The sequence below is a fragment of the Rickettsia tillamookensis genome (assembly GCF_016743795.2).
GTDB lineage: Bacteria > Pseudomonadota > Alphaproteobacteria > Rickettsiales > Rickettsiaceae > Rickettsia > Rickettsia tillamookensis.
Genome location: NZ_CP060138.2, coordinates 956957 through 976686, shown reverse-complemented (window position 1 = coordinate 976686; position 19730 = coordinate 956957). Strand labels below are relative to the sequence as shown.

Here is a 19730-nt window from a genome sequence, read left to right as displayed (position 1 = left end):
AATCAGTATTGAGTAATTTCAGCAAGTCTAGTAAACAGAGCATCAATCATATCCCAGCCTTTTTTCTGAATAGTGAGTAAAGAAGAATCATTAATATTTATTTGTTTTAATAAATCTATTCCCATTTGTTCATGTTCGGGATCAAGATGCATATGTGTTTTGAAATGTTTTGCTGACTTATGATTTAAAAATATTGATCCTAGTTTTTCATAGAATATAGTAGCACAAGACTCTATTACTAAATGGACAAGGACGGCTCTTTCACTATCTCCAAGAGTCATCATTTTTATAGTGTAAACCAAGAACCTAAGGCCTCAAAAATAGAATCTGTAGTTTCTTCACCATTTTCTAGATTTTGGGATAACTTTATATTATGTCCAAATTCATCGGTAAGATGCTCCCATGCAAGTTGTTTAAATTCTTTTGTTTCAGAAAACACTACTCTTGCTAATACCATTTTTTGAAATTCGTCTGACCAAATCCGAAAATGTTTAAGAAATTTATTTTTTCGTAGGGTACTATCTAAGTTAATTTCAAATAGTTTGTTTTTTCTAAATTGCTCTTTATATTGTTCATTATACGAAATTAGACGATCTATTAAATCCATATAAGTAATATCAATATTATCTAAATCATATTAATATTAATCTAAGACCACTGTCACTAATTATTAATATTTACTTACCAATTTTTAAAACCATATGTGTATTTATAGATGAATATGAATTGTAAGATTATAATTTGTATGCAGTAAATAGATAAAACATTACGACTTATCCATTTTAGATTTATTGGTATTTTTTGTGAATAATCGCTTAAGATCATTAATATATAAGTAATTGTTAAGAAAGTGAGGTTTAAAATTAATTCAGTATTTGAAAAATTAAACTCATTAAAGGAAATTGCAAGAGTAAAAAGAGTTGAATGCACGAAAGAAGCAAAAATTGCTATAAAGCAGCAAAGTTTTAGATTTGTCTGCTCATGTTTTGAAATAAATCCAAGTATCATTATAGCAATTACAAGAGTCCCGTAATCAATCAAAGCCCAGCTAATATACCATAATATTACCATTATAATTACATGACAATAACCGCTGTAGAAGAAGCGAGTTAAAGAATTACGAAAATAATAAATATACCATTGCCCTAGATAGATAGAGATTAGAATATTTGTAGTAAGAAATTGTTTAAATAGTACAGTGGTATATATTTGTAATAAAACACCGAATATTATTATATGGGTTTTTGGCTTATCATGAAAATTATAACCGGCAAAAAAGCAAAATACCGGCATAGCTGTACGACCTATGATCCGCATAATAGTTAATTCAGGATATAGATATAAACCAACATGATCAATGATCATAGCTATGATAGCTAAAGTCTTTAACAAATCCTGATAATTTGACTGATTCTTATTTCTTGTTATTACCATAATTAACCACTTTTAATAAATATGCCGTGCCGAAAAATGCTCCCATTCCGACTGCAATTGTACCGCCTAGCATGCAAACTTTAATCAATAAATATTCCGAATAAAAATATTCTAAATAATAATATTTTATTAAAGCAATGATGATAGACATTATTATGCAGCATAACAAAATTTTACCACAGAAAAGCTTTATACCTGCTTCTATATGTAGCTTATTTTGTTTTGTAGTATAGCTATATAATAAACCTAGATTATACCAAGCTGCAATAGATGTACCAACTGCAATACCAATATGTTTCAACGAATCCATTAATAATAGATTCATACCGGTATTAATTATTATTGAAAATAAGGTTATTTTGAGCGGTGTTTTAGTATCTCCGTTAGCATAAAAAATAGGAGTTAAAATTTTTGCCAAAATAAAAGCAGGAAGTCCGAGTGCAAATGCAGAAATAGCCTCGGCTGTATTTGTAGTATCTTGAGGCGTGAATACTCCCCTTTCATAAATTATATTAATAATCGGATGAGATAGAATTATAATACCAAATGTTGCAGGCAATGATAACAATAGCCCCATTCTAATAGCGTTATTCTGTATTTTTTTTGCCGCTACTATATCATTTGATTTATAGATTTTTGACAGCTCAGGTAGCAATATAGTAGAGAAGCTAGTACCTATTATCGATAAAGGAAATTGATATATCCGGTCGGCATAAGATAATATAGAAATAGCACCTTCAATAAAGCTAGCAATAGATTGGGATATGAAAAGATTTAATTGCTGTACGCCGGAGCTAATGGTTGCCGGTCCCATATTAATCAAAAGCTTTTTTACATCGGGATCGCTTGGGTTAAAAATTATCGGAAAGTTTAAATCCGCTCTTTTCACACAGACAAACATAAAAGAAACTTGTAATATTCCGGCAATTATTAAAGATAAGCTAATTGAGATAGTAGACTCTATATAATTATCAAATGTTAAAGTAAAAATTATTACGCATACACTTAAAATAACCGGTGAAAAAGCAAATGCAGCGAATTTTTTTACAGAGTTTAATATTCCACCAAGTAGAGCCGTTAATGAAACAAATATTAAATAAGGTATTGTAATTCGGCATAAAAATACCGTAAGCTCAAACTTTTCTTTTTTACCGTGAAATCCAGGAGCAATAAACAACATTAATTGTGGCATGAAGAGTTGCATTAATGCTATTATTACTATTAATGTCAGAAGTAGAAGGGTAAAAACCTCTCCTGAAAAATTATTAGCGGCTTTCTTAGAAATAAGCATTTTTTCATTATAAATAGGAATGAATACGCTTGATAATGCCCCTTCTGCAAAAATTCTTCTAAATAGATTCGGTAGTTTAAAAGCAACATTAATGCTATCACCCATAGTGGTAGAGCCAAATAATGATGCGATAAATTGTTCACGCACAAGCCCAAATATGCGAGAAATTAATGTGAAAAAAGCTACTACGATTCCTGAACGAAATAATGTCACTATGTATGTTTTGTCCTATCTTAATGCGATTGATGTCATTACTAGCTCAGCATTGGCGTTGTTGTATGGTTCGAGAACCCTGCTCGATGTCATTCCTGCGAAAGCAGGAATCCAGCATAAAGCGAGATAAATCGAGCTTTTAATTTCAAAAATTTGCTATATTTATAGTTTATTTTACTGGATTCCCGCTTTCGCGGGAATGACATAAAATGGGCTATGCAACAACGCCGGTAAAGTTACACGGTATGACAGAGTTGTATTACGCCTGTGCCGCCCTATCTATTCCTTCATTAATCAAACTGTCTGCTTTTGCTTTATTTTCCCATCCGGTAACTTTAACCCATTTACCTTTTTCTAAATCTTTATAATGCTCAAAGAAATGCACGATACGTTTCTTTAGCATTTCACATAAATCATCTAATTCTTTAATATGATCGAAAGTAATATCAAGTTTAGAAGTCGGTACTGCGATTATTTTTTCATCAAGCCCCGATTCGTCTTCCATCATCAATACGCCGACTGCTCGGCATTTTATAACCGACCCAGGCACTACCGGATGATGAGCTACAACAAGTACGTCTACCGGATCACCGTCATTTGAAAGAGTATGAGGAATAAAGCCGTAATTACACGGATAGCTCATTGTAGTTTGCATGAAGCGATCAACAAAAACCGCTCCTGATTCTTTGTCAAATTCGTATTTGATTGGACCGCTATTCATCGGAATTTCTATAATTACATTTATTTCGTCATTATTTGCTTTTGCTTTGATTTTATCTATAAACATGTTTTTATTTATTTGATTTATTGGTTATTTTTTGTCATTGCGAGAAGGCATTGGTGGATACAAAATCGTCATTGCGAGGAGCGAAGCGACGTGGCAATCCAGAAAAAATAATAAAAAAATTCTGTAAATCAGAATTTTTTTTCTTCCTTGCTTCGCCGAATTACTACGTAATTCTTCTCGCAATGACGGAGTGATATCCACGCAAGCAAGCCTTCCTCGCAATGACGTTGTTATTTCGGAGGTCTGTAATTCTCATCATGCTTTGCAAGTAATTGTCTTGCTATAAATTTTCTGTCCGATAATTGCCCTAGGGCAATAATTCCTTGTCCTTCACGAAATAGAGCAGGGAGTACACCTTGGTATAATATCTCTAAATCCTTAATATTATCGGTAATAACAAAACTTATCTTATCAGCAGCAATTTTATTTATTGAGTCTATTTTAACAAGCCCGCCGACTCTTAACTCTTTGCCTTGTTCTATTTCATTAATTTTTGATGGTGGCAAAAAAAATACTATATTTTTCTCTAAATTGTAAAGTATTATACTAATTCCAAGAGCTGCAGAGCAAAAACAAATAATTATTGTTATTAACCTATTCCTTACTCTCTTTTGCATTAAAATTCTGTTTATTTTTCAATGATTTGTAATTTAAAAAACTACTAACTAGCAATATAATTAAAACTAGAAAAGTAAATAAATATGCAGCTAATATATAATTACTCATTAATTGCCTTTTAAAAATTCCATAATTTCCTTAGGTGAAGAATCTAAATAGAAATGTTTCAGATATTTTCCGTTTGCATCGATTAAATAGGTAAAAGATGAATGATCAAGCATATAGTTTGGGTCGTCATCATCACCATTTACACGAGCATAGAAAACTTTAAATTTATCGGTTACATCTTTTATCTGTTGCTCGTTACCGGTAAGACCTATAAATTTCGGATGAAAATGTTTTAGATATTCTTTAAGTGCTATAGGAGTATCACGTTTTGGGTCAATAGTGATAAAAACAGGTAGAATATCTATTTTATGTTTATTTAAAATTTCTACAATCTCCGTCATTTTATTTAGAGAGGTTGGGCATATATCAGGACAACTAGTAAATCCAAAATAAATGAGGCTTAAATTGCCTTTCAACTCATCACTATTAAATATCTCTCCATTTTGGTCTATTAGTTCAAAATCACCGCCGATTTTTACGCTATCTTCATAGATATTAACTTGACCGGCAAGCGGTTTTTCAGGCGTTCTTAAAGATAATAACAAATATAATGCTCCTACTCCTATTAATAAGCTAATTACGATAATTATTTTTATAACATTTGATTGCATTTTCATAATATATTACCTATTTCTTCGTTGTCCACCATTGTCACCCCGTGGCTTGTCCACGGGGTCTAGTTAAAAATATCAATAATATTGATATTTTTAGTTGTTTTACTGGATACCGTGGACAAGCCACGGTATGACACCTTGGCTTCTCTTACACCAGACCTAATTTTTTAGGTTTAAAATATTTTACCCAAATATCTATTAACAATTTAGTAATGATAATCGCCGAAAACATTGAAGATATAATCCCGATCGTTAATGCAACGGCAAAACCTTTTATTGCCCCGACTCCGAATATATAAAGTAAAAAAGCAACGATTAAAGTAGTTAGGTTAGAATCAAGGATAGTAGCAAACGCAGATTCAAAACCGGTTCTAATAGCATAAAGATTAGAAACTCCTTTATGTAGTTCCTCTTTAATCCTTTCGTAAATCAATACATTAGCATCAACAGCCATACCCATAGTTAGTATTATTCCTGCAATTCCCGGTAGAGTTAAAGTAGCTTGGAAAAGTGAAAGTAAAGCTAGAATATATAACAATGCAAGGCTTAGAGCTATATTGGCAAATAAACCAAGTACACCGTAAGACCAAACCATAAATATACAAACTGCTATAAACCCTATAAGTCCTGCCTTTTTGCCCGACTCTATAGAATCAGCACCTAAATTTGGACCTATACTTCTCTCTTCAATAATTTTAAGTGGGGCAGGGAGCGAACCGGCTCGCAATAATAGTGCAAGCTCATTTGCCGACTCAACGGTAAAATTTCCTGTTATTATACCGCTTCCGCCCATAATCGCTCCGTTTATCGTTGGAGCACTTAGTAATTTATTATCTAAAACTATAGCAAGGCGTTTACCGGTATTATTTTTGGTTATTTCACCAAATATTTTACTACCTAAATTGTTGAAAGAAAAAGCAACTACCGCTTGCGAATTTTGGTCAAAAGAAGCTGATGCGGTTGTAAGCTGATCCCCACCCAAAACAACTTTTTTCTTTATAACTACATAATACTCCCCATGACTTTCGCTATCCCCCTTAACTAGCATTGAACCTACCGGAACATGTCCTTTTACCGCTTCTTCGATATTGGCATTTTCATCAACTAAATGAAAAGTTAGCTTTGCAGTTTTCCCTAATATATTCTTCAGGTAAGAGGGATTTTCTTCGCCGGGAACTTGCAGTAATATATGCTTGTCGCCTTGCTTCTGTAGTGTCGGCTCTTTAGTGCCGGTACTATCAACTCTCATGCGAACGATCTCAATAGATTGGTCTACTACCTTATTAAGTAAGTCATTTAATCTAGATTCACTGTAGCTAAGCTTTATTTTATTTTCGTTTACTTCAGCGATAATTTCCGGATCAATTTTGTTAATTATTTTCTTTAACGGCTTTAATTCCTCAGGCGATCTTACTTCTAATTGAATGCTATTTTGTCTAACTAACAGATTTTTATAGCCGATTTTATCCTCACGAAAATTTTTGCGTAAAGTGTCGGCAAGGTTTTCCATTGAATCATTTAAGTAGGTGTCAAAATCAACATCGAGTAATAAATGGGCTCCTCCTCTAAGGTCAAGGCCTAGATTTACTGAATCATGAGGCAGAAACTTAGAATTTACCTGCATAAAATTAGGTAAGGCACAAATAACCGCAAAAACTGTACATATAATTGAAAGAAAAATTTTCCACTTAGGAAGATTTTGCACCGCTTACCTTCTTATCTTTTTTGTTATTTTCTTTTTTTACTGCCACTTCTTTTGAACGACTTGTTATATCAACAATAGCACTTTTTAAAGCTTTAATACGTACGTCTTTAGCTATTTCGATTTCAATATTATTGTCATTTTCACTTACTTTAGTTACAATACCGTAAATGCCGCTATTGGTTAGAACTTCTTCGCCTTTTTTAACTTCACTTACTAACTTTTCTCTTTCTTTACGACGCTTTTCTTGTGGACGTAATAATAAGAAGTAAAATACGGCAAAAATTAAAACCATCGGTATTAAGCTCGTTAATCCCGATTGTAAAAAATTTGTTTCTACAGGCACTACCTCAGTTTCCTGTATCTCTATAGTGTCGTTATTATTTGCTTGATTATCTTGCGTATTTGCTGACATATGTAATTTCCTAATTGTTGCAATATTCTTCCTGTATAACCTCTTTCTAAAGGTATACGTCAATCCGGTACTCGTATCCTCGCGTACTTTTTTGTACGTTGTGGTACTGCGTGCCGTGTTTCCTACAAATTTATCCTTATTAGCTACATTATGCAAGAAGTCTAATAAAATAAAAATAGCTAGCTAAACGCTTTTATGCAAGGGTAAAATAAAAATATAAAGTTAATCAAAGGTAATGCATTGTATTTAAATGTATTTTATATTATTATAAGTTATCACAAAACCGATAAATGGCTATTTTTATGACAGTTATAACTACTAGAATTTCTAATGAACTAGATATTATACTTTCTAATGTTGCTAAGGAAATCGATAGACCAAAAGGATATATTATACGTAAAGCAATAGAAAGTTATATAGAAGAAAAAGCAGATTTGTTAATTGCTTTGTCTCGTATAGAAAAAGGGGAAGAAGTAATTTCATTAGAAGATATTAAGAAAAAATATGGTTTGGAAGATTGAATTTACCAAAAGTGCTGATAAGGAATTTAGCAAACTTACAAAAGATGTTAAGAGCCCATCTGTAAATAAATTTTAACTAGTAATTAAAGAGCTTTTTTAGCGAAAATTGATAAAATTTTTGAAGGAATATTATTCATATTTCAAAAAAATCTTATAATTTGCAGCAAAAAAGAATTAAATTACCGGTTAAGATTTATTTACAGATGAGCTCTAAGAAAGCTATTTATCAGTATCTTATTAAAAATGTATCTATTTCACCTAGAAATCATGGTCTACAGCTCAAAAGTGTCGGTATAATTAAATTATGGCGTTATAGAGTTAGAGACTATAGATTAATATGTCAAATTAAAGACCACGAGGTTACCGTGTTAGTTATAAAAATAGGGAAAAGAGATGCAGTATATAAAAATCTTGACTAACAAAGAATGAGTATTTGGAGCGGGTGAAGGGATTCGAACCCTCGACTTCGACCTTGGCAAGGTAGCACTCTACCCCTGAGCTACACCCGCTTAAATAAAATAACGGCGTTTTAATGTAAAAAGTTTAAGGGGATCAAAATTAATTACATGTAAAACGCCTTGGTGCTTTTTAATCTAAGCGAATCTGAATATAAGTAATTATAAGATAAATTGCAAGTATTAAATTAGAAATTTATTTGCATTGCTAAATAAAGATAGATTATTTAATAAATCAATACCATTGCAAGGAAATTACAAAGTAATTGACTAAGTAATCTAGTTAAAAACTCTGTAAACTAGCATTTTTTTTTATTATTTTCTTAGATTGATACGTTCCTTTCAGTCGCTCAGTTCATTACGACATTTATCTTTAGTTAGCAATTCTATAAAATCTAATTTTTTTAAATTGACTTTTATTTTTATATAAAACACTATAGTTCTTTATAAATTTTAACTAATCTGTAAAAAAGCATGTTAAGTTACGCAAAAGAGCAAAAGAGTTTAGCCCGTAATCAAAAAGAAGCAATAGGGTTATTATCGATAGGTACGTTTCTTGAATATTTTGACCTCATGCTTTATGTACACATGGCGGTATTACTTAACGAGCTATTTTTTCCTGAAGCCGATGCACGAGCTGCTTCTCTATATTCTGCCATTGCATATTGTTCAACATATATATTTAGACCTATCGGTGCTTTAATATTCGGTTGGATAGGAGATACTATAGGGCGTAAGGCAACGGTCATTATTACAACTTTTTTAATGTCGCTTTGTTGTCTTATAATGGCTAATTTAAAAACTTATGCCGAAATTGGTATTACAGCAACTTTTGTAGTAACTGCGTGTCGTATCGCTCAAGGGATGTCCTCTATGGGGGAGGTAGTAGGTGCTGAGCTTTATCTAACCGAAGTGACAAAAATTCCTCAACGTTATTGGGTGGTGGCTTCGCTTGTTGTTTTTGTAACTTTAGGTGCAACTGTAGCATTGGCGGTAGGAACACTTGTTACTTCTTTTGGACTTGATTGGCGTATTGCATTTTGGTTTGGAGCAGCTATTGCTATAGTTGGTGCTGTTGCAAGGACAAATCTTAGAGAGACTCCGGATTTCATTGATGCAAAAAGACGAATAAAGAAAACTGTAGCACAAGCGGGAATAGATAGTAATAGGCTAAAATCAAGCCCTATTTGGAGTGAAAAAATTAATAAACCAACAGCAATAGCTTTCTTTTTTATACATTGTGGAGCCCCGTTATGGTTTTATATTGTTTATATTTATTGCGGTAATATGCTGAAAAACTCATTTAATTACAGTGCTGCTCAAGTAATTCATCAAAATTTTATTGTTTGTGGTACAGAATTAATAAGTACAATAATTGTTACTTATTTGGTTTGTAAAATACATCCTTTAAAAGTTCTTAAGGTAAGATTAATAATATTTTCTATTGTAGCTATTATGTCTCCTATCTTACTAAACAATATTTCAAATACTATAGAATTACTTTTATTCCAATTATTTATTGTAGTATTTGCCCCTACTACTTTTCCGGCAGGTGCAGTGTTTTATGCAAGATTTCCGGTATTAAAACGTTTTACATGCGGCAGTTTTATATTTGCTTTATCAAGAGCCTTAATGTTTGCAGTTTCTTCTTTTGGAACAATTTACTTGATAGATTATTTTAATCACTGGGGATTATTATTCTTTATTATTCCAATTCTAATTGGTTATACATTTGGAGTAAATCATTTTATAAAGTTAGAGGAGGAAGCAGAGAGTTATTATTAGAAAAAGCTTGTTGTCTTTCAAGTTCGATATTAAAAACTTTTAGGCATAACTCAGCAAATTCTCGTTCTAGTTTATAATTTATATTAGCAGCGACCAAAAGAAAATTTATTAAAGTCTCTTCAATAATTTTTCTAGCTTTCTCAGGTGATTTAACTCCTAAAGTTTGCACATTATGAATTCGGTCAAATAATTTTATTAATGCCGTATTGTATCTTTTCTCTTTAATTAGTAAGTTTAGGCTTTCTCCGCTACTTATCTTCCCGTAGGATTTAATTCTAGTTAGACCTTCTACGTGTTTTGCTACTTCCGATCCAAAAATTTTGGTAATTGCTTCTTCAGTTAATTCGGTGTCTTCAATAGTATCATGCAGTAAAGCAGCTTGCAGCATAATAATGTTATAAAGCTTAGGTGCTTCTTCAGCTACAAATTCAGCAAGCATAATTGCTACCTCAATCGGGTGCGAATAATAAGGATCGCCTGATTGACGCATTTGAGAACCGTGATATTTACGTGCATAGTAGATACCTTTTTTGATTTCGAGGATATCTATAGGATTTTCTACTTTAGTATTTAAATATTCGAGTTTATCGAGTAATTTTTTACTATAAACACAAATTTCAAACTTTTCTTTCCAAGAGCTTATATCTTCCATAATAAGTTATTTCTTTATAATTTGTTGGCTAAAAAAATTACAATAATAAATAGCTGTAGATTAAAGATTATTATATAATTTTAAATATTAATCCTAAAGTCAAAATGTAACTATGTCAAACCGTAATAGTTTAGAAGTACAAGAGTATGCACAATCTAGTTCCTTAAATAATACTAATCTAACTGCATCACAGGGTGAGTTAATATTAACTGTTGCAAATTTATTGTTCAAAGAGTCTAATATTAATGAGAATAATCAGAACATATTAAGTGATAATAACATACATAATGAGAATAATATTACTGACTTTGAAAATCAGGATACAAGTTGCGGTATATGTAAATGTCTTGGAGCTATAGCTAATGTTTGCTGTAATGTGTATGTATTTTTATTTGAATAGATATCTAATAAACAATTACACTAAAAAAATATGAGCAAGGCTTAAGAAAGTTAGGAAACCTAGAGCATCGGTTATGGTTGTTAGAAATACACCGGAGCCTGCAGCGGGATCTATATCAAAATAATGCAGTATTATAGGAATAGCAGAGCCGAATAATCCGGCTACTAAAAAATTTAAAATAACTGCAATAGCAAAAATAACGCTAAGATTTAAGTCAAGCAACATCACAAAGCTAAGTCCTGCTCCGATAATTGCAAGTACAAAACCGTTAAAAGCCGATACTGCTATTTCTTTTAATATAACTTTATTGACATTATTATAATGAATATCTTTATTAGCAAGGGCTCTAACTGTAACGGTCATGGCCTGCGTTCCGGCATTTCCGCCCATTGAAGCTACAATAGGCATAGTGGCTGCAAGCGTTACAAGTTTTGCAATAGTGTCGTTAAAATGGTTAATGATAAGTGAGGTCATGCAGGCAGTGATTAGATTAACAAAGAGCCAAGGAAAACGATGTTTAACGGTATAAAATACATTGAAGAAAGTATCTTGAGTATGCACCCCGCTTAATGATAATATATCCTTTTCGGCTTGTTCTTCGATAATGTAAATTATATTATCGATTGATACGCTACCTACTAACTTACCGCTTTTATTCACCACCGGTACAATAGTTAAAGCATATTGTCTAAAAATGAAGCTTAGTTCATTTAAGTCGGTAAAAGCATCTGCAAGCTTAAAATCTTTGCTCATCAAATCTTTTATTAATTCATTTTTTTTGCCTTTAATTAGCGTGCTAAGAGAAATAATACCGATAGGGCGTAATTTATTATCCGTGACGATAGCAGCATAAAAATCATTTTTTACGTTCTTGATAAAATTTAATGATTCCTCGACCGTCCATCCTTCTTGAAGATTAATAAAATCTCGCTCAATTACCCTACCTACCGTATTTTCGGGATATGTACAACCTACGGTAATTTGGTGTTTTTTTTCTTTAGTAAGATTACTTAGGATAAGGTCTTTTATATCATCGTCTAGATCGATTACTACTTCAATAGCATCTTCTATAACTAGCTTATTGATTAATTCTGCAGATTTTTTTATGCCTAAAGTTTCTATTATTAAAGGCTTACTATAAGCATTTAACGATACTAACGTTTCAGGCTTAATTTCATCCTGTAATAAAGGAATAATTATTTTATATGTTTTATTGTTAAGATTATCTAAGAAATCCGCTAAATCGGCATAATGAAGTTTAGCCAGCCTGCTTGCAGCAGCATCATAATTGTGATCTTCAATCAAATCATTGATTTGATCAAAAATCTCGGCAAATTGATCATGATGATCAGGTAAGATGCTTTTAAATATATTGAAATTAGGCATAGCCTATTTACCTAATAGTTTATTATAGACTTAGTTAATTATTAATTACTAGACTTGATGCAAGATGGTGTACAATTTGATAATCAATATAAATCACAGAGTACAAATAAGCAATAGTTTTTTATTTGTCGGAAGATCCATATTGTATAATATTGACAAGTCTAACATGTTAATTATATCCTTAAATTAGTATATTTTTATTAAGATATTGGAAAGGGAATTATGAATTATCAGGAAGAATTATTGATTGGCGAAATTAAGAATGATGATCTAGAAGAGGTGCATAAGTTATTGCAAGCAGGAGCTAATCCTAATACGTTAGACAAATATAATAATCCTTGTATTCGTTTTGCTATAAACAATAAAAATTTAGATATAGTTACAGCTTTATTAGAGAAAGGGGCTAATCCGAATGCAATTGACAAAAATAGAGACCCTATAATTTTAGAGGCTATAAGAAGCAGAGAGTTAGATATCATTAATAGCTTATTAGAAAAAGGAGCTAATCCAAATGTATTGGATCGGAATGAAAATCCCGCTCTTTTATTAGCATTAACAAAAAATGTAGCTATTGTTAATGCGTTACTAAATAATGGAGCTGATCCTAATCAAGTGGATAAAAATGGTAATACTGCTCTAAGTATTATATTAGAACGTACAGGAGACATAAAAATAGATACAACTTCACTGTTAATAGAAAAAGATAAAGAAAAAGCTCTTAATTTAAGAAATAGTAATGGTGAGACTTTCTTACATTTAGCAGCTCAACAAGGAAAAATCAAGATATTTGATAAATATCTTGATTACTATCAAACAGTGAATATTACCGATAAGGCCGGAAATACTCCGCTATATTGGAGCAAATTATTTGGGCATACCGAAATCTCCGATATGTTAACTAAGCGGGCAGAAGAGTTAAATGAGCCGGCATATACAAAAATTACAAAAACAGAACGTTTTGAAGATTTGCCGCCAAGGCCTAAAATTGCATTAAGCTATAACTCCGAAATTGGAGGACCAAATGCAAATGAAGCGAAAAAAAAGCTTATTTATCAAGGTGGAGATCTAGAATATATCGATTTCAGAGAAATAGTACCTAAATCAGCTAATGAAGAGGAGAAGATTAATGAAGAGATAATAAATGAAGCAAAACAAAAGGCAAAAGAATTGTTATCTGATAAGGATGCGTTAGTTATTCCTGGTAATGATAAAGCAGTTAATCCTAAAGTAGCAACGCAGTTCGGAGGCAAAGTAAACCTAGAACTAAAAAAAGATGAATCTGATTTTGCACGCTCTCTTGCCGAAATGGTTATGGCAGAAGTTGCTATAGAAAAAGGGATGCCAATAATGGGAATTTGCGGGGGGCATCAAATTATTAATACCTATCTTAAAGGAAAAATAGCTGATGCACCTAATCATGAACATGATTCTATAATTATTGAACCTACTTCAGAATTAGCATCAATAATAAAAAGAAATTCTACTCAAAAAGAAATATCCAAACAAAATTTTTGGGCTAGTCATAATAATATAGTACAAGAAATAGGGGGAAAGATAGGTTGATAGATAAAAAAGAGTTACTAAAAGTATCAGCTAAAACCGAGCACGGAGAAATAGAAGGAACGGAATCACAGTTTGGTGCCCCAATTCGTACCTTTCAATTTCATCCTGAAAAGTTTGATTCAGAGCCTAAATATTCAATCAAAGAAGTGGTGCGTGATAAAAAAATCTTCGCATCATTTGTACAATCAGCACAAACATTCGCTAATAAGAAAAAGCTAGGAGTAAATATAGAATCTAAAGTACCGAAACAAAAAAGCTTTAGAGCAATGATCTCAGAACAGAGAAAAGAAACACCTACAGAAAGAGGTCGCTAATTTGACTTTGTGAAAAACCGGCGAGTGGTGCGGTCGAGAAGACTTGAACTTCCAATCTTTTTACAGAACAGCACCCTCAATGCTGTGCGTCTACCAATTTCGCCACGACCGCTTAAGTTTTACTCTATAGCAGATTATGAGTAAAATATCAATAGAGTTGTTATAGGCTTGACTTTATTCATTGTCATACCGCGACTTGATCGCGGTATCCAGCTTAAAATACTAATATTATTAATATTTTAAATTATTTTTATGGATCCCGTGGACAAGCCACGGGATGACAACGAGCACATTTCTCGATCCACGTGTGCAATGTTTCCTCGCAATGACGATAAAGCTATTTAAGACAAACTCACTACAAAACTAGGCATAATCGATTGTTTAATAGCAGCTTTCGTTAAACTATCTAGTTTTTCATCAATACTATCAAAATTACTATGATATTCTCTAGAATTTCCGGTTAACACTAGACCGGAATCTATACTAAGGCGATTTGCTGCAAGTATATCGGTGTAAAAAGTGTCGCCAATCATTAACATACGATTCTTAGGGGTATTATGACATTCTTTTAAAATCTTGCTATATATGTCTTCATATGGCTTACCGCTATAAATTACTTTTCCGCCAAGCTGCTTTATTTTCTCGGCATAATAGCCGCTACAATATCTATAAACACCGTGTTGATTTATTCCAAGGTCAGGATTAGCACAAATATTGACCATTTTACGTTGTACAACAATTTTAAATAACTCATCGAATTCGTTTAAATCTAAATTTTCGTTTTCGTCTCTGTAAATAGTCATTAAGAAAATATTAGCTTTATTAATATCATCAGTGATAGGACATTGAATTCCATTTATTATATCATTTTCTAAATGTCCTAAGTGATATATTATCGGCTTTTCAATACCAAATCGTTCTTTACTTCCTAGGATCATTTGTACTGCTATTTCACCTGAGCTAATAATCATTTCAGGTAACACGTTTACTCCCCAAGATTTAATTGTTTGATGCAGCGAAAAAATATTTCGTGGAGCATTAGTAACAAAATATACTTTTTTCCGTTTAATAATTTTATTAATATTTTCTACAACGCCCGGGTAAGTATGTCCTCCTTCGATTATTACACCCCAAAGATCAAATAAAAACACGTCATAATCATCAATTACGTCGAAAATATTTTTTAACTTTAATGTATTCATTTGTTATCTCATTACATATATTACAAAATATATAGACGAAGTTTAATTTGGAAAAGAGCAAGAAGTCCACAAGACGAGGAGCACAGCGTATACTTAATACGTGAACACCGCAGTACTTATAGGACATTGTCGCCAATTTTTCAAATTAAACGAGTATATAAACTTTACTATTCTAATAAGTTACGTTATAGTTATTTTTATTGTTTCTAGCAACAAATAAATATTGTGTCGGATTATGTCGGAAATTGAAGAAAAATTTAATGAATCATCATATGGTGCTGATTCTATAAAGGTTTTAAAAGGTCTTGAAGCCGTAAGGAAAAGACCAGGAATGTATATCGGGGATGTTGGAGACGGATCGGGTCTACATCATATGATTTATGAAGTAGTCGACAACGCTATCGACGAGTCGCTTGCCGGTTATTGTGATTTAGTCCAAGTAATATTAAATAAAAACGGTTCGGTTACCGTATCCGATAACGGGCGAGGTATACCCGTTGAAATTCATGAAGAAGAAGGAATATCAGCAGCTGAAGTTATTATGACGCAACTTCACGCCGGCGGTAAGTTTGATCAGAACTCTTACAAGGTTTCAGGCGGTCTGCACGGTGTTGGCGTATCGGTTGTGAATGCTCTTTCAGAGTGGCTTGAATTACGTATTTGGCGTAATAATAAGGAATATTTAATTAGATTTAATAACGGTATAACAGAAGCTCCGCTTGCGGTTGTCAAAGAAAATATTGATAAAAAAGGTACGGAAGTTACTTTTTTTCCGTCTGTAGAAACATTTACTAATATAGAATTTGATTTCGGCACTATAGAGCATCGTCTTCGTGAACTTGCTTTTTTAAATTCAGGTGTAAAAATTTTACTCGTCGATAATCGCTTTGAAGAAGTTAAAGAAGTAGAGTTTTATTATACAGGCGGTATAGAAGCTTATGTAAAATATATAGACAGAGCGAAGCACGCTATCCATCCATGTATAGTAGTTAATACGGAGAATGCTGACTCGGGTATAAGTCTTGAGCTTGCGATGCACTGGAACGATTCTTATCATGAGAATATTTTATGCTTTACTAATAATATTAGGCAGCGTGACGGCGGAACTCATCTTAGTGCTTTCAAATCAGCAATAACACGTGTTATTACCTCTTACCTTGATACTACGGGTCTTAATAAAAAGTCTAAAAATGACTTTAGCGGTGAGGATACTAGAGAAGGCTTATGTTGCGTACTTTCCGTTAAAGTTCCTGATCCTAAATTTTCCTCTCAAACAAAAGATAAGCTAGTAAGCTCCGAAGTGCGACCGGTTGTTGAAAATGCCGTTTATACAAAGGTTCTTGAGTGGTTTGAAGAGCATCCGGCGGAATCAAAGGCAATTATAGCTAAGATTATGGAAGCAGCTAATGCTCGTGAAGCTGCTAGAAAAGCGAGGGAGCTAACTCGAAGAAAATCAGCCTTAGAAGTCTCGAACTTACCCGGTAAGCTTGCCGATTGCCATGCAAAAGATCCGGCAATTTCAGAATTGTTTATTGTTGAGGGAGACTCTGCGGGCGGTACTGCAAAGCAGGGTAGGGATAGTAAAATTCAGGCTATATTGCCTTTGCGTGGTAAAATTTTGAACGTTGAGCGAGCAAGGTTTGACAAAATGCTCGGTTCGGATCAAATCGGTACGTTAATTACAGCTCTTGGAATTAGTGTTGAGCGAGAATTTTCTTTAGAAAAGCTTAGATACCATAAAGTTATTATTATGACTGATGCTGATGTTGACGGATCGCATATTAGAACATTATTGCTTACATTTTTCTATCGTCATATGCCTGAGCTAATAAATAAAGGTTATCTATATATAGCCCAGCCACCGCTTTATAAGGTAAAGAAAGGAGCAGCCGAGCTTTATTTAAAGAATGAGCAAGCTTTGCAAGATTATTTGATAAAATCAACTATCAATGATGCAACCTTAACTCTAGACGGTAAAGAGCAGTTAGTAGGTGATAATTTAGAAGAGCTAATTAATAAAGTAGTTAAGTTTAACGGCTTGCTTGATCATGCTAGCAAAAAATTTAATCGCTCAATTACTGAAATTCTTGCAATTAATGACTTACTTAATAACAAAATATTTGAAGCTGAAAGTGATTTAAGACTTGAAAAAGCTTTAGATGTTTTAAATAGCTTAGAAGAATCGCCTGATAAAACTAATTGGGAAATTTTAAAACATGAAAATAAAATAGAGTTCTTCCGTTTTAGTAGGGGTTTAAAAGAAAGTAAAATATTGTTGAAAGAGCAGTTGGAATCATTTGAGTTTGTACAAATATCAAAGCTTGCTTTAACAATTTTTGATATATTCGGTAAACAATTAAAGCTTATAGTGAAAAGTCAGGAATTCGTTATTTTAACAGCAAGCCAGTTATTAAATACCATTATAGAATGTGGAAAAAAAGGAATAAACATCCAGCGTTTTAAGGGTCTTGGTGAGATGAATTCCGACCAATTATGGGAAACTACTCTTGACCCTGCGAAAAGAACTTTGCTTCAGGTAAGAGTTGCGGAAGTCGATGAAGCGGAGGGCATTTTCTCTACTTTAATGGGTGATGTTGTTGAACCTCGTAGATTATTTATCCAAGCTAATGCTTTAAACGTCGTGAATTTGGATGTGTAGTATAATCGGTGTCATCCCGTGGCTTGTCCACGGGATCTAGTACTTAAAAAGTCTAAATATGGTAAATTTTTAATAATTAAAAGCTCGATTTATCTCACTTTATACTGGATCCCGTGGACAAGCCACGGGATGACATGAGATTAGAGTTCATCTACGTAGAAATGACATAATAAAAATTTATGCAAAAATTAATTATTCACGGCGGTAAACCTCTTAAAGATAGTATTAATATTAGTGGGGCTAAAAATGCCGTGCTACCTATTATGGCGGCGTCTATTCTTACCGATAAACTACATATTACTAACGTTCCAAAATTAACGGATGTTAGTACTATGAAAGATTTGCTAAGAAGTCACGGAGCAGATATTGAAATATTAGAACATCAAGATGAATTTGAGCTTGTAATTAATACCGGAAATATAAATAACTTTACTGCAAATTATGAAATAGTTCGTAAAATGAGAGCATCGATTTGGGTGCTTGGTCCTTTGCTTACCAAATACGGTAAAGCAAAAGTATCGCTTCCGGGTGGTTGTGCTATTGGAGCAAGGCAAGTAGATTTGCATATTGCCGTATTAAAAGCTATGGGAGCTACGATTGAAATAGAAGACGGTTATATTAATGCTTCAAGTAAAGGACGCTTAAAAGGTACTCATTTTGTTTTTGATAAAGTTTCCGTAGGTGCTACGATTAATGCAATACTTGCAGCTGTTTTAGCAGAGGGGGAAACCGTGCTTTTTAATTGCGGTCGAGAGCCGGAAATAGTTGATTTATGTAATTGCCTTATCAAAATGGGAGCCGATATTGCAGGTGTCGGCACTAGCGAAATAACGATTAAAGGTAAGGATTCTTTAAATAAAGCGAGCTATAAAGTACTTTCTGATCGTATTGAAGCCGGTACTTACATGTTTGCGGCAGCTATTACTAAAGGTGATGTAAAAATTTGTGGGATTGATTACCATATTATAGAAAATATAGCTTTAAAACTTATTGAAACGGGTATAAAAGTTGTGCCGATCAATAACGGAGTCCAAGTAACTTATGAAGGGAAGTTAAATTCAGTTGATTTAGAAACTAATCCCTATCCCGGCTTTGCTACTGATTTACAAGCACAATTTATGAGCCTTATGACGCTTAGTAGCGGTGTTTCAATGATCACCGAGAATATTTTTGAAAATCGTTTCATGCATGTCCCTGAATTATGTAGAATGGGAGCAGATATAGTAGTACGAGGTAATAAGGCGGTCGTTCGAGGTGTAAAAATGTTAAAAGGAGCAGAAGTTATGGCAAGTGATCTTAGAGCTTCAGTATCGCTAATACTCGCCGGTCTTAGTACTAATAGCAAAACCGTATTACACCGAATATATCACTTGGATCGTGGCTTTCAAGATTTAGAAAAAAAATTAAGTAATTGCGGTGCGGATATAAAAAGGGTATAATATACTAAGATAGAACTTCAAAAATTGGCTATGTCGTTCTACAAGAGCTTCGGTACTCACTTAAGTATACGCTCCGTTCCTCGCCTTGTGAACCGATTACTCTTTTTGAAGTTGATCTTCGTATACTCAGTTCCTATTTATTTGTAGTATACTATTTTTAACGGAGAAAATT

General features: G+C 32.9%; 17 protein-coding genes, 2 tRNA genes and 2 pseudogenes. 7 read left to right on the top strand and 14 right to left on the bottom strand.

What is annotated here, in order from left to right:
• Positions 1 to 2 precede the first annotated feature (2 nt).
• The 9 genes and pseudogenes from H6P87_RS04795 to yajC all read right to left on the bottom strand — a co-directional run bounded on the left by H6P87_RS04795 (position 3) and on the right by yajC (position 7182).
• Positions 3 to 607: pseudogene (locus H6P87_RS04795) on the bottom strand (hypothetical protein).
• 74 nt (positions 608 to 681) lie between these two features.
• A complete protein-coding gene (locus H6P87_RS04790; RefSeq protein WP_202068723.1) occupies positions 682 to 1434 on the bottom strand; it encodes a TraX family protein in 753 nt (250 codons plus the stop codon).
• On the bottom strand, positions 1415 to 2938 hold the full coding sequence (gene murJ / locus H6P87_RS04785; RefSeq protein ID WP_202068720.1) for a murein biosynthesis integral membrane protein MurJ: 1524 nt from the start codon (positions 2936 to 2938) through the stop codon (positions 1415 to 1417). The genes H6P87_RS04790 and murJ overlap by 20 nt, the downstream gene beginning before the upstream one ends.
• A gap of 259 nt (positions 2939 to 3197) precedes the next feature.
• Complete coding sequence (gene ppa, locus H6P87_RS04780; protein WP_202068718.1) at positions 3198 to 3725, bottom strand: inorganic diphosphatase; 528 nt, start codon at positions 3723 to 3725, stop codon at positions 3198 to 3200.
• Between the two features lie 230 nt (positions 3726 to 3955).
• Entirely contained in the window at positions 3956 to 4342 is a 387-nt protein-coding gene (gene ccmE, locus H6P87_RS04775) for a cytochrome c maturation protein CcmE (protein WP_202068716.1), read from the bottom strand.
• Complete coding sequence (locus H6P87_RS04770; RefSeq protein WP_202068714.1) at positions 4320 to 4451, bottom strand: heme exporter protein CcmD; 132 nt, start codon at positions 4449 to 4451, stop codon at positions 4320 to 4322. Before H6P87_RS04770 ends, ccmE begins: the two co-directional genes overlap by 23 nt.
• Positions 4451 to 5068 carry an SCO family protein gene (locus H6P87_RS04765; RefSeq protein ID WP_202068712.1) on the bottom strand — a complete coding sequence of 206 codons (618 nt, stop codon included), beginning with the start codon at positions 5066 to 5068 and terminating at the stop codon, positions 4451 to 4453. The genes H6P87_RS04770 and H6P87_RS04765 overlap by 1 nt, the downstream gene beginning before the upstream one ends.
• Before the next feature lie 145 nt (positions 5069 to 5213).
• The gene (secD, locus tag H6P87_RS04760; RefSeq protein ID WP_202068710.1) at positions 5214 to 6770 is read right to left on the bottom strand and encodes a protein translocase subunit SecD; all 1557 of its coding nucleotides are present in this window, start codon (positions 6768 to 6770) and stop codon (positions 5214 to 5216) included.
• On the bottom strand, positions 6754 to 7182 hold the full coding sequence (gene yajC, locus H6P87_RS04755; RefSeq protein WP_202068708.1) for a preprotein translocase subunit YajC: 429 nt from the start codon (positions 7180 to 7182) through the stop codon (positions 6754 to 6756). The genes secD and yajC overlap by 17 nt, the downstream gene beginning before the upstream one ends.
• 290 nt (positions 7183 to 7472) lie before the next feature.
• Between yajC and H6P87_RS04745 the strand changes: the two genes are divergently transcribed.
• Entirely contained in the window at positions 7473 to 7703 is a 231-nt protein-coding gene (locus H6P87_RS04745) for a DUF6290 family protein (protein ID WP_011271280.1), read from the top strand.
• A 158-nt stretch (positions 7704 to 7861) separates the two neighbouring features.
• Positions 7862 to 8122, top strand: coding sequence for a type II toxin-antitoxin system RelE family toxin (locus H6P87_RS04740; protein WP_202068706.1), 261 nt, complete (start codon positions 7862 to 7864; stop codon positions 8120 to 8122).
• A gap of 15 nt (positions 8123 to 8137) precedes the next feature.
• Here H6P87_RS04740 and H6P87_RS04735 read toward each other — a convergent pair.
• Positions 8138 to 8212 (bottom strand) — tRNA-Gly (locus tag H6P87_RS04735).
• Positions 8213 to 8632: 420 nt separating this feature from the next.
• On the opposite strand from H6P87_RS04735, the gene H6P87_RS04730 reads away from it, so the two are divergent.
• Positions 8633 to 9943: an MFS transporter gene (locus tag H6P87_RS04730; protein ID WP_202068702.1), complete on the top strand. Its 1311-nt coding sequence runs from the start codon at positions 8633 to 8635 to the stop codon at positions 9941 to 9943.
• Here H6P87_RS04730 and H6P87_RS04725 read toward each other — a convergent pair.
• Positions 9906 to 10595, bottom strand: a complete 690-nt coding sequence (locus H6P87_RS04725; RefSeq protein WP_202068701.1) for an HD domain-containing protein — start codon at positions 10593 to 10595, stop codon at positions 9906 to 9908. The two genes, H6P87_RS04730 and H6P87_RS04725, sit on opposite strands and share 38 nt — an antisense overlap.
• A 112-nt stretch (positions 10596 to 10707) precedes the next feature.
• Between H6P87_RS04725 and H6P87_RS04720 the strand changes: the two genes are divergently transcribed.
• Positions 10708 to 10995 carry a hypothetical protein gene (locus tag H6P87_RS04720; protein ID WP_202068700.1) on the top strand — a complete coding sequence of 96 codons (288 nt, stop codon included), beginning with the start codon at positions 10708 to 10710 and terminating at the stop codon, positions 10993 to 10995.
• Between the two features lie 15 nt (positions 10996 to 11010).
• Here the strand turns inward: H6P87_RS04720 and mgtE are convergent, their stop codons facing one another.
• Positions 11011 to 12381 (bottom strand): magnesium transporter, encoded by a 1371-nt coding sequence (mgtE, locus tag H6P87_RS04715; protein ID WP_202068699.1) that lies wholly within the window; start codon positions 12379 to 12381, stop codon positions 11011 to 11013.
• Positions 12382 to 12603: 222 nt separating this feature from the next.
• Between mgtE and H6P87_RS04710 the strand changes: the two are divergent.
• Positions 12604 to 14258: pseudogene (locus H6P87_RS04710) on the top strand (ankyrin repeat domain-containing protein).
• A gap of 25 nt (positions 14259 to 14283) precedes the next feature.
• Here H6P87_RS04710 and H6P87_RS04705 read toward each other — a convergent pair.
• A tRNA-Leu gene (locus H6P87_RS04705) sits at positions 14284 to 14370 on the bottom strand.
• A 229-nt stretch (positions 14371 to 14599) separates the two neighbouring features.
• Positions 14600 to 15460 (bottom strand): TIGR01459 family HAD-type hydrolase, encoded by an 861-nt coding sequence (locus H6P87_RS04700; protein ID WP_202068693.1) that lies wholly within the window; start codon positions 15458 to 15460, stop codon positions 14600 to 14602.
• 235 nt (positions 15461 to 15695) lie between these two features.
• Between H6P87_RS04700 and gyrB the strand changes: the two genes are divergently transcribed.
• Complete coding sequence (gene gyrB, locus H6P87_RS04695) at positions 15696 to 18119, top strand: DNA topoisomerase (ATP-hydrolyzing) subunit B (protein ID WP_202068691.1); 2424 nt, start codon at positions 15696 to 15698, stop codon at positions 18117 to 18119.
• Between the two features lie 179 nt (positions 18120 to 18298).
• A complete protein-coding gene (gene murA, locus H6P87_RS04690; RefSeq protein WP_202068689.1) occupies positions 18299 to 19558 on the top strand; it encodes a UDP-N-acetylglucosamine 1-carboxyvinyltransferase in 1260 nt (419 codons plus the stop codon).
• Positions 19559 to 19730 lie beyond the last annotated feature (172 nt).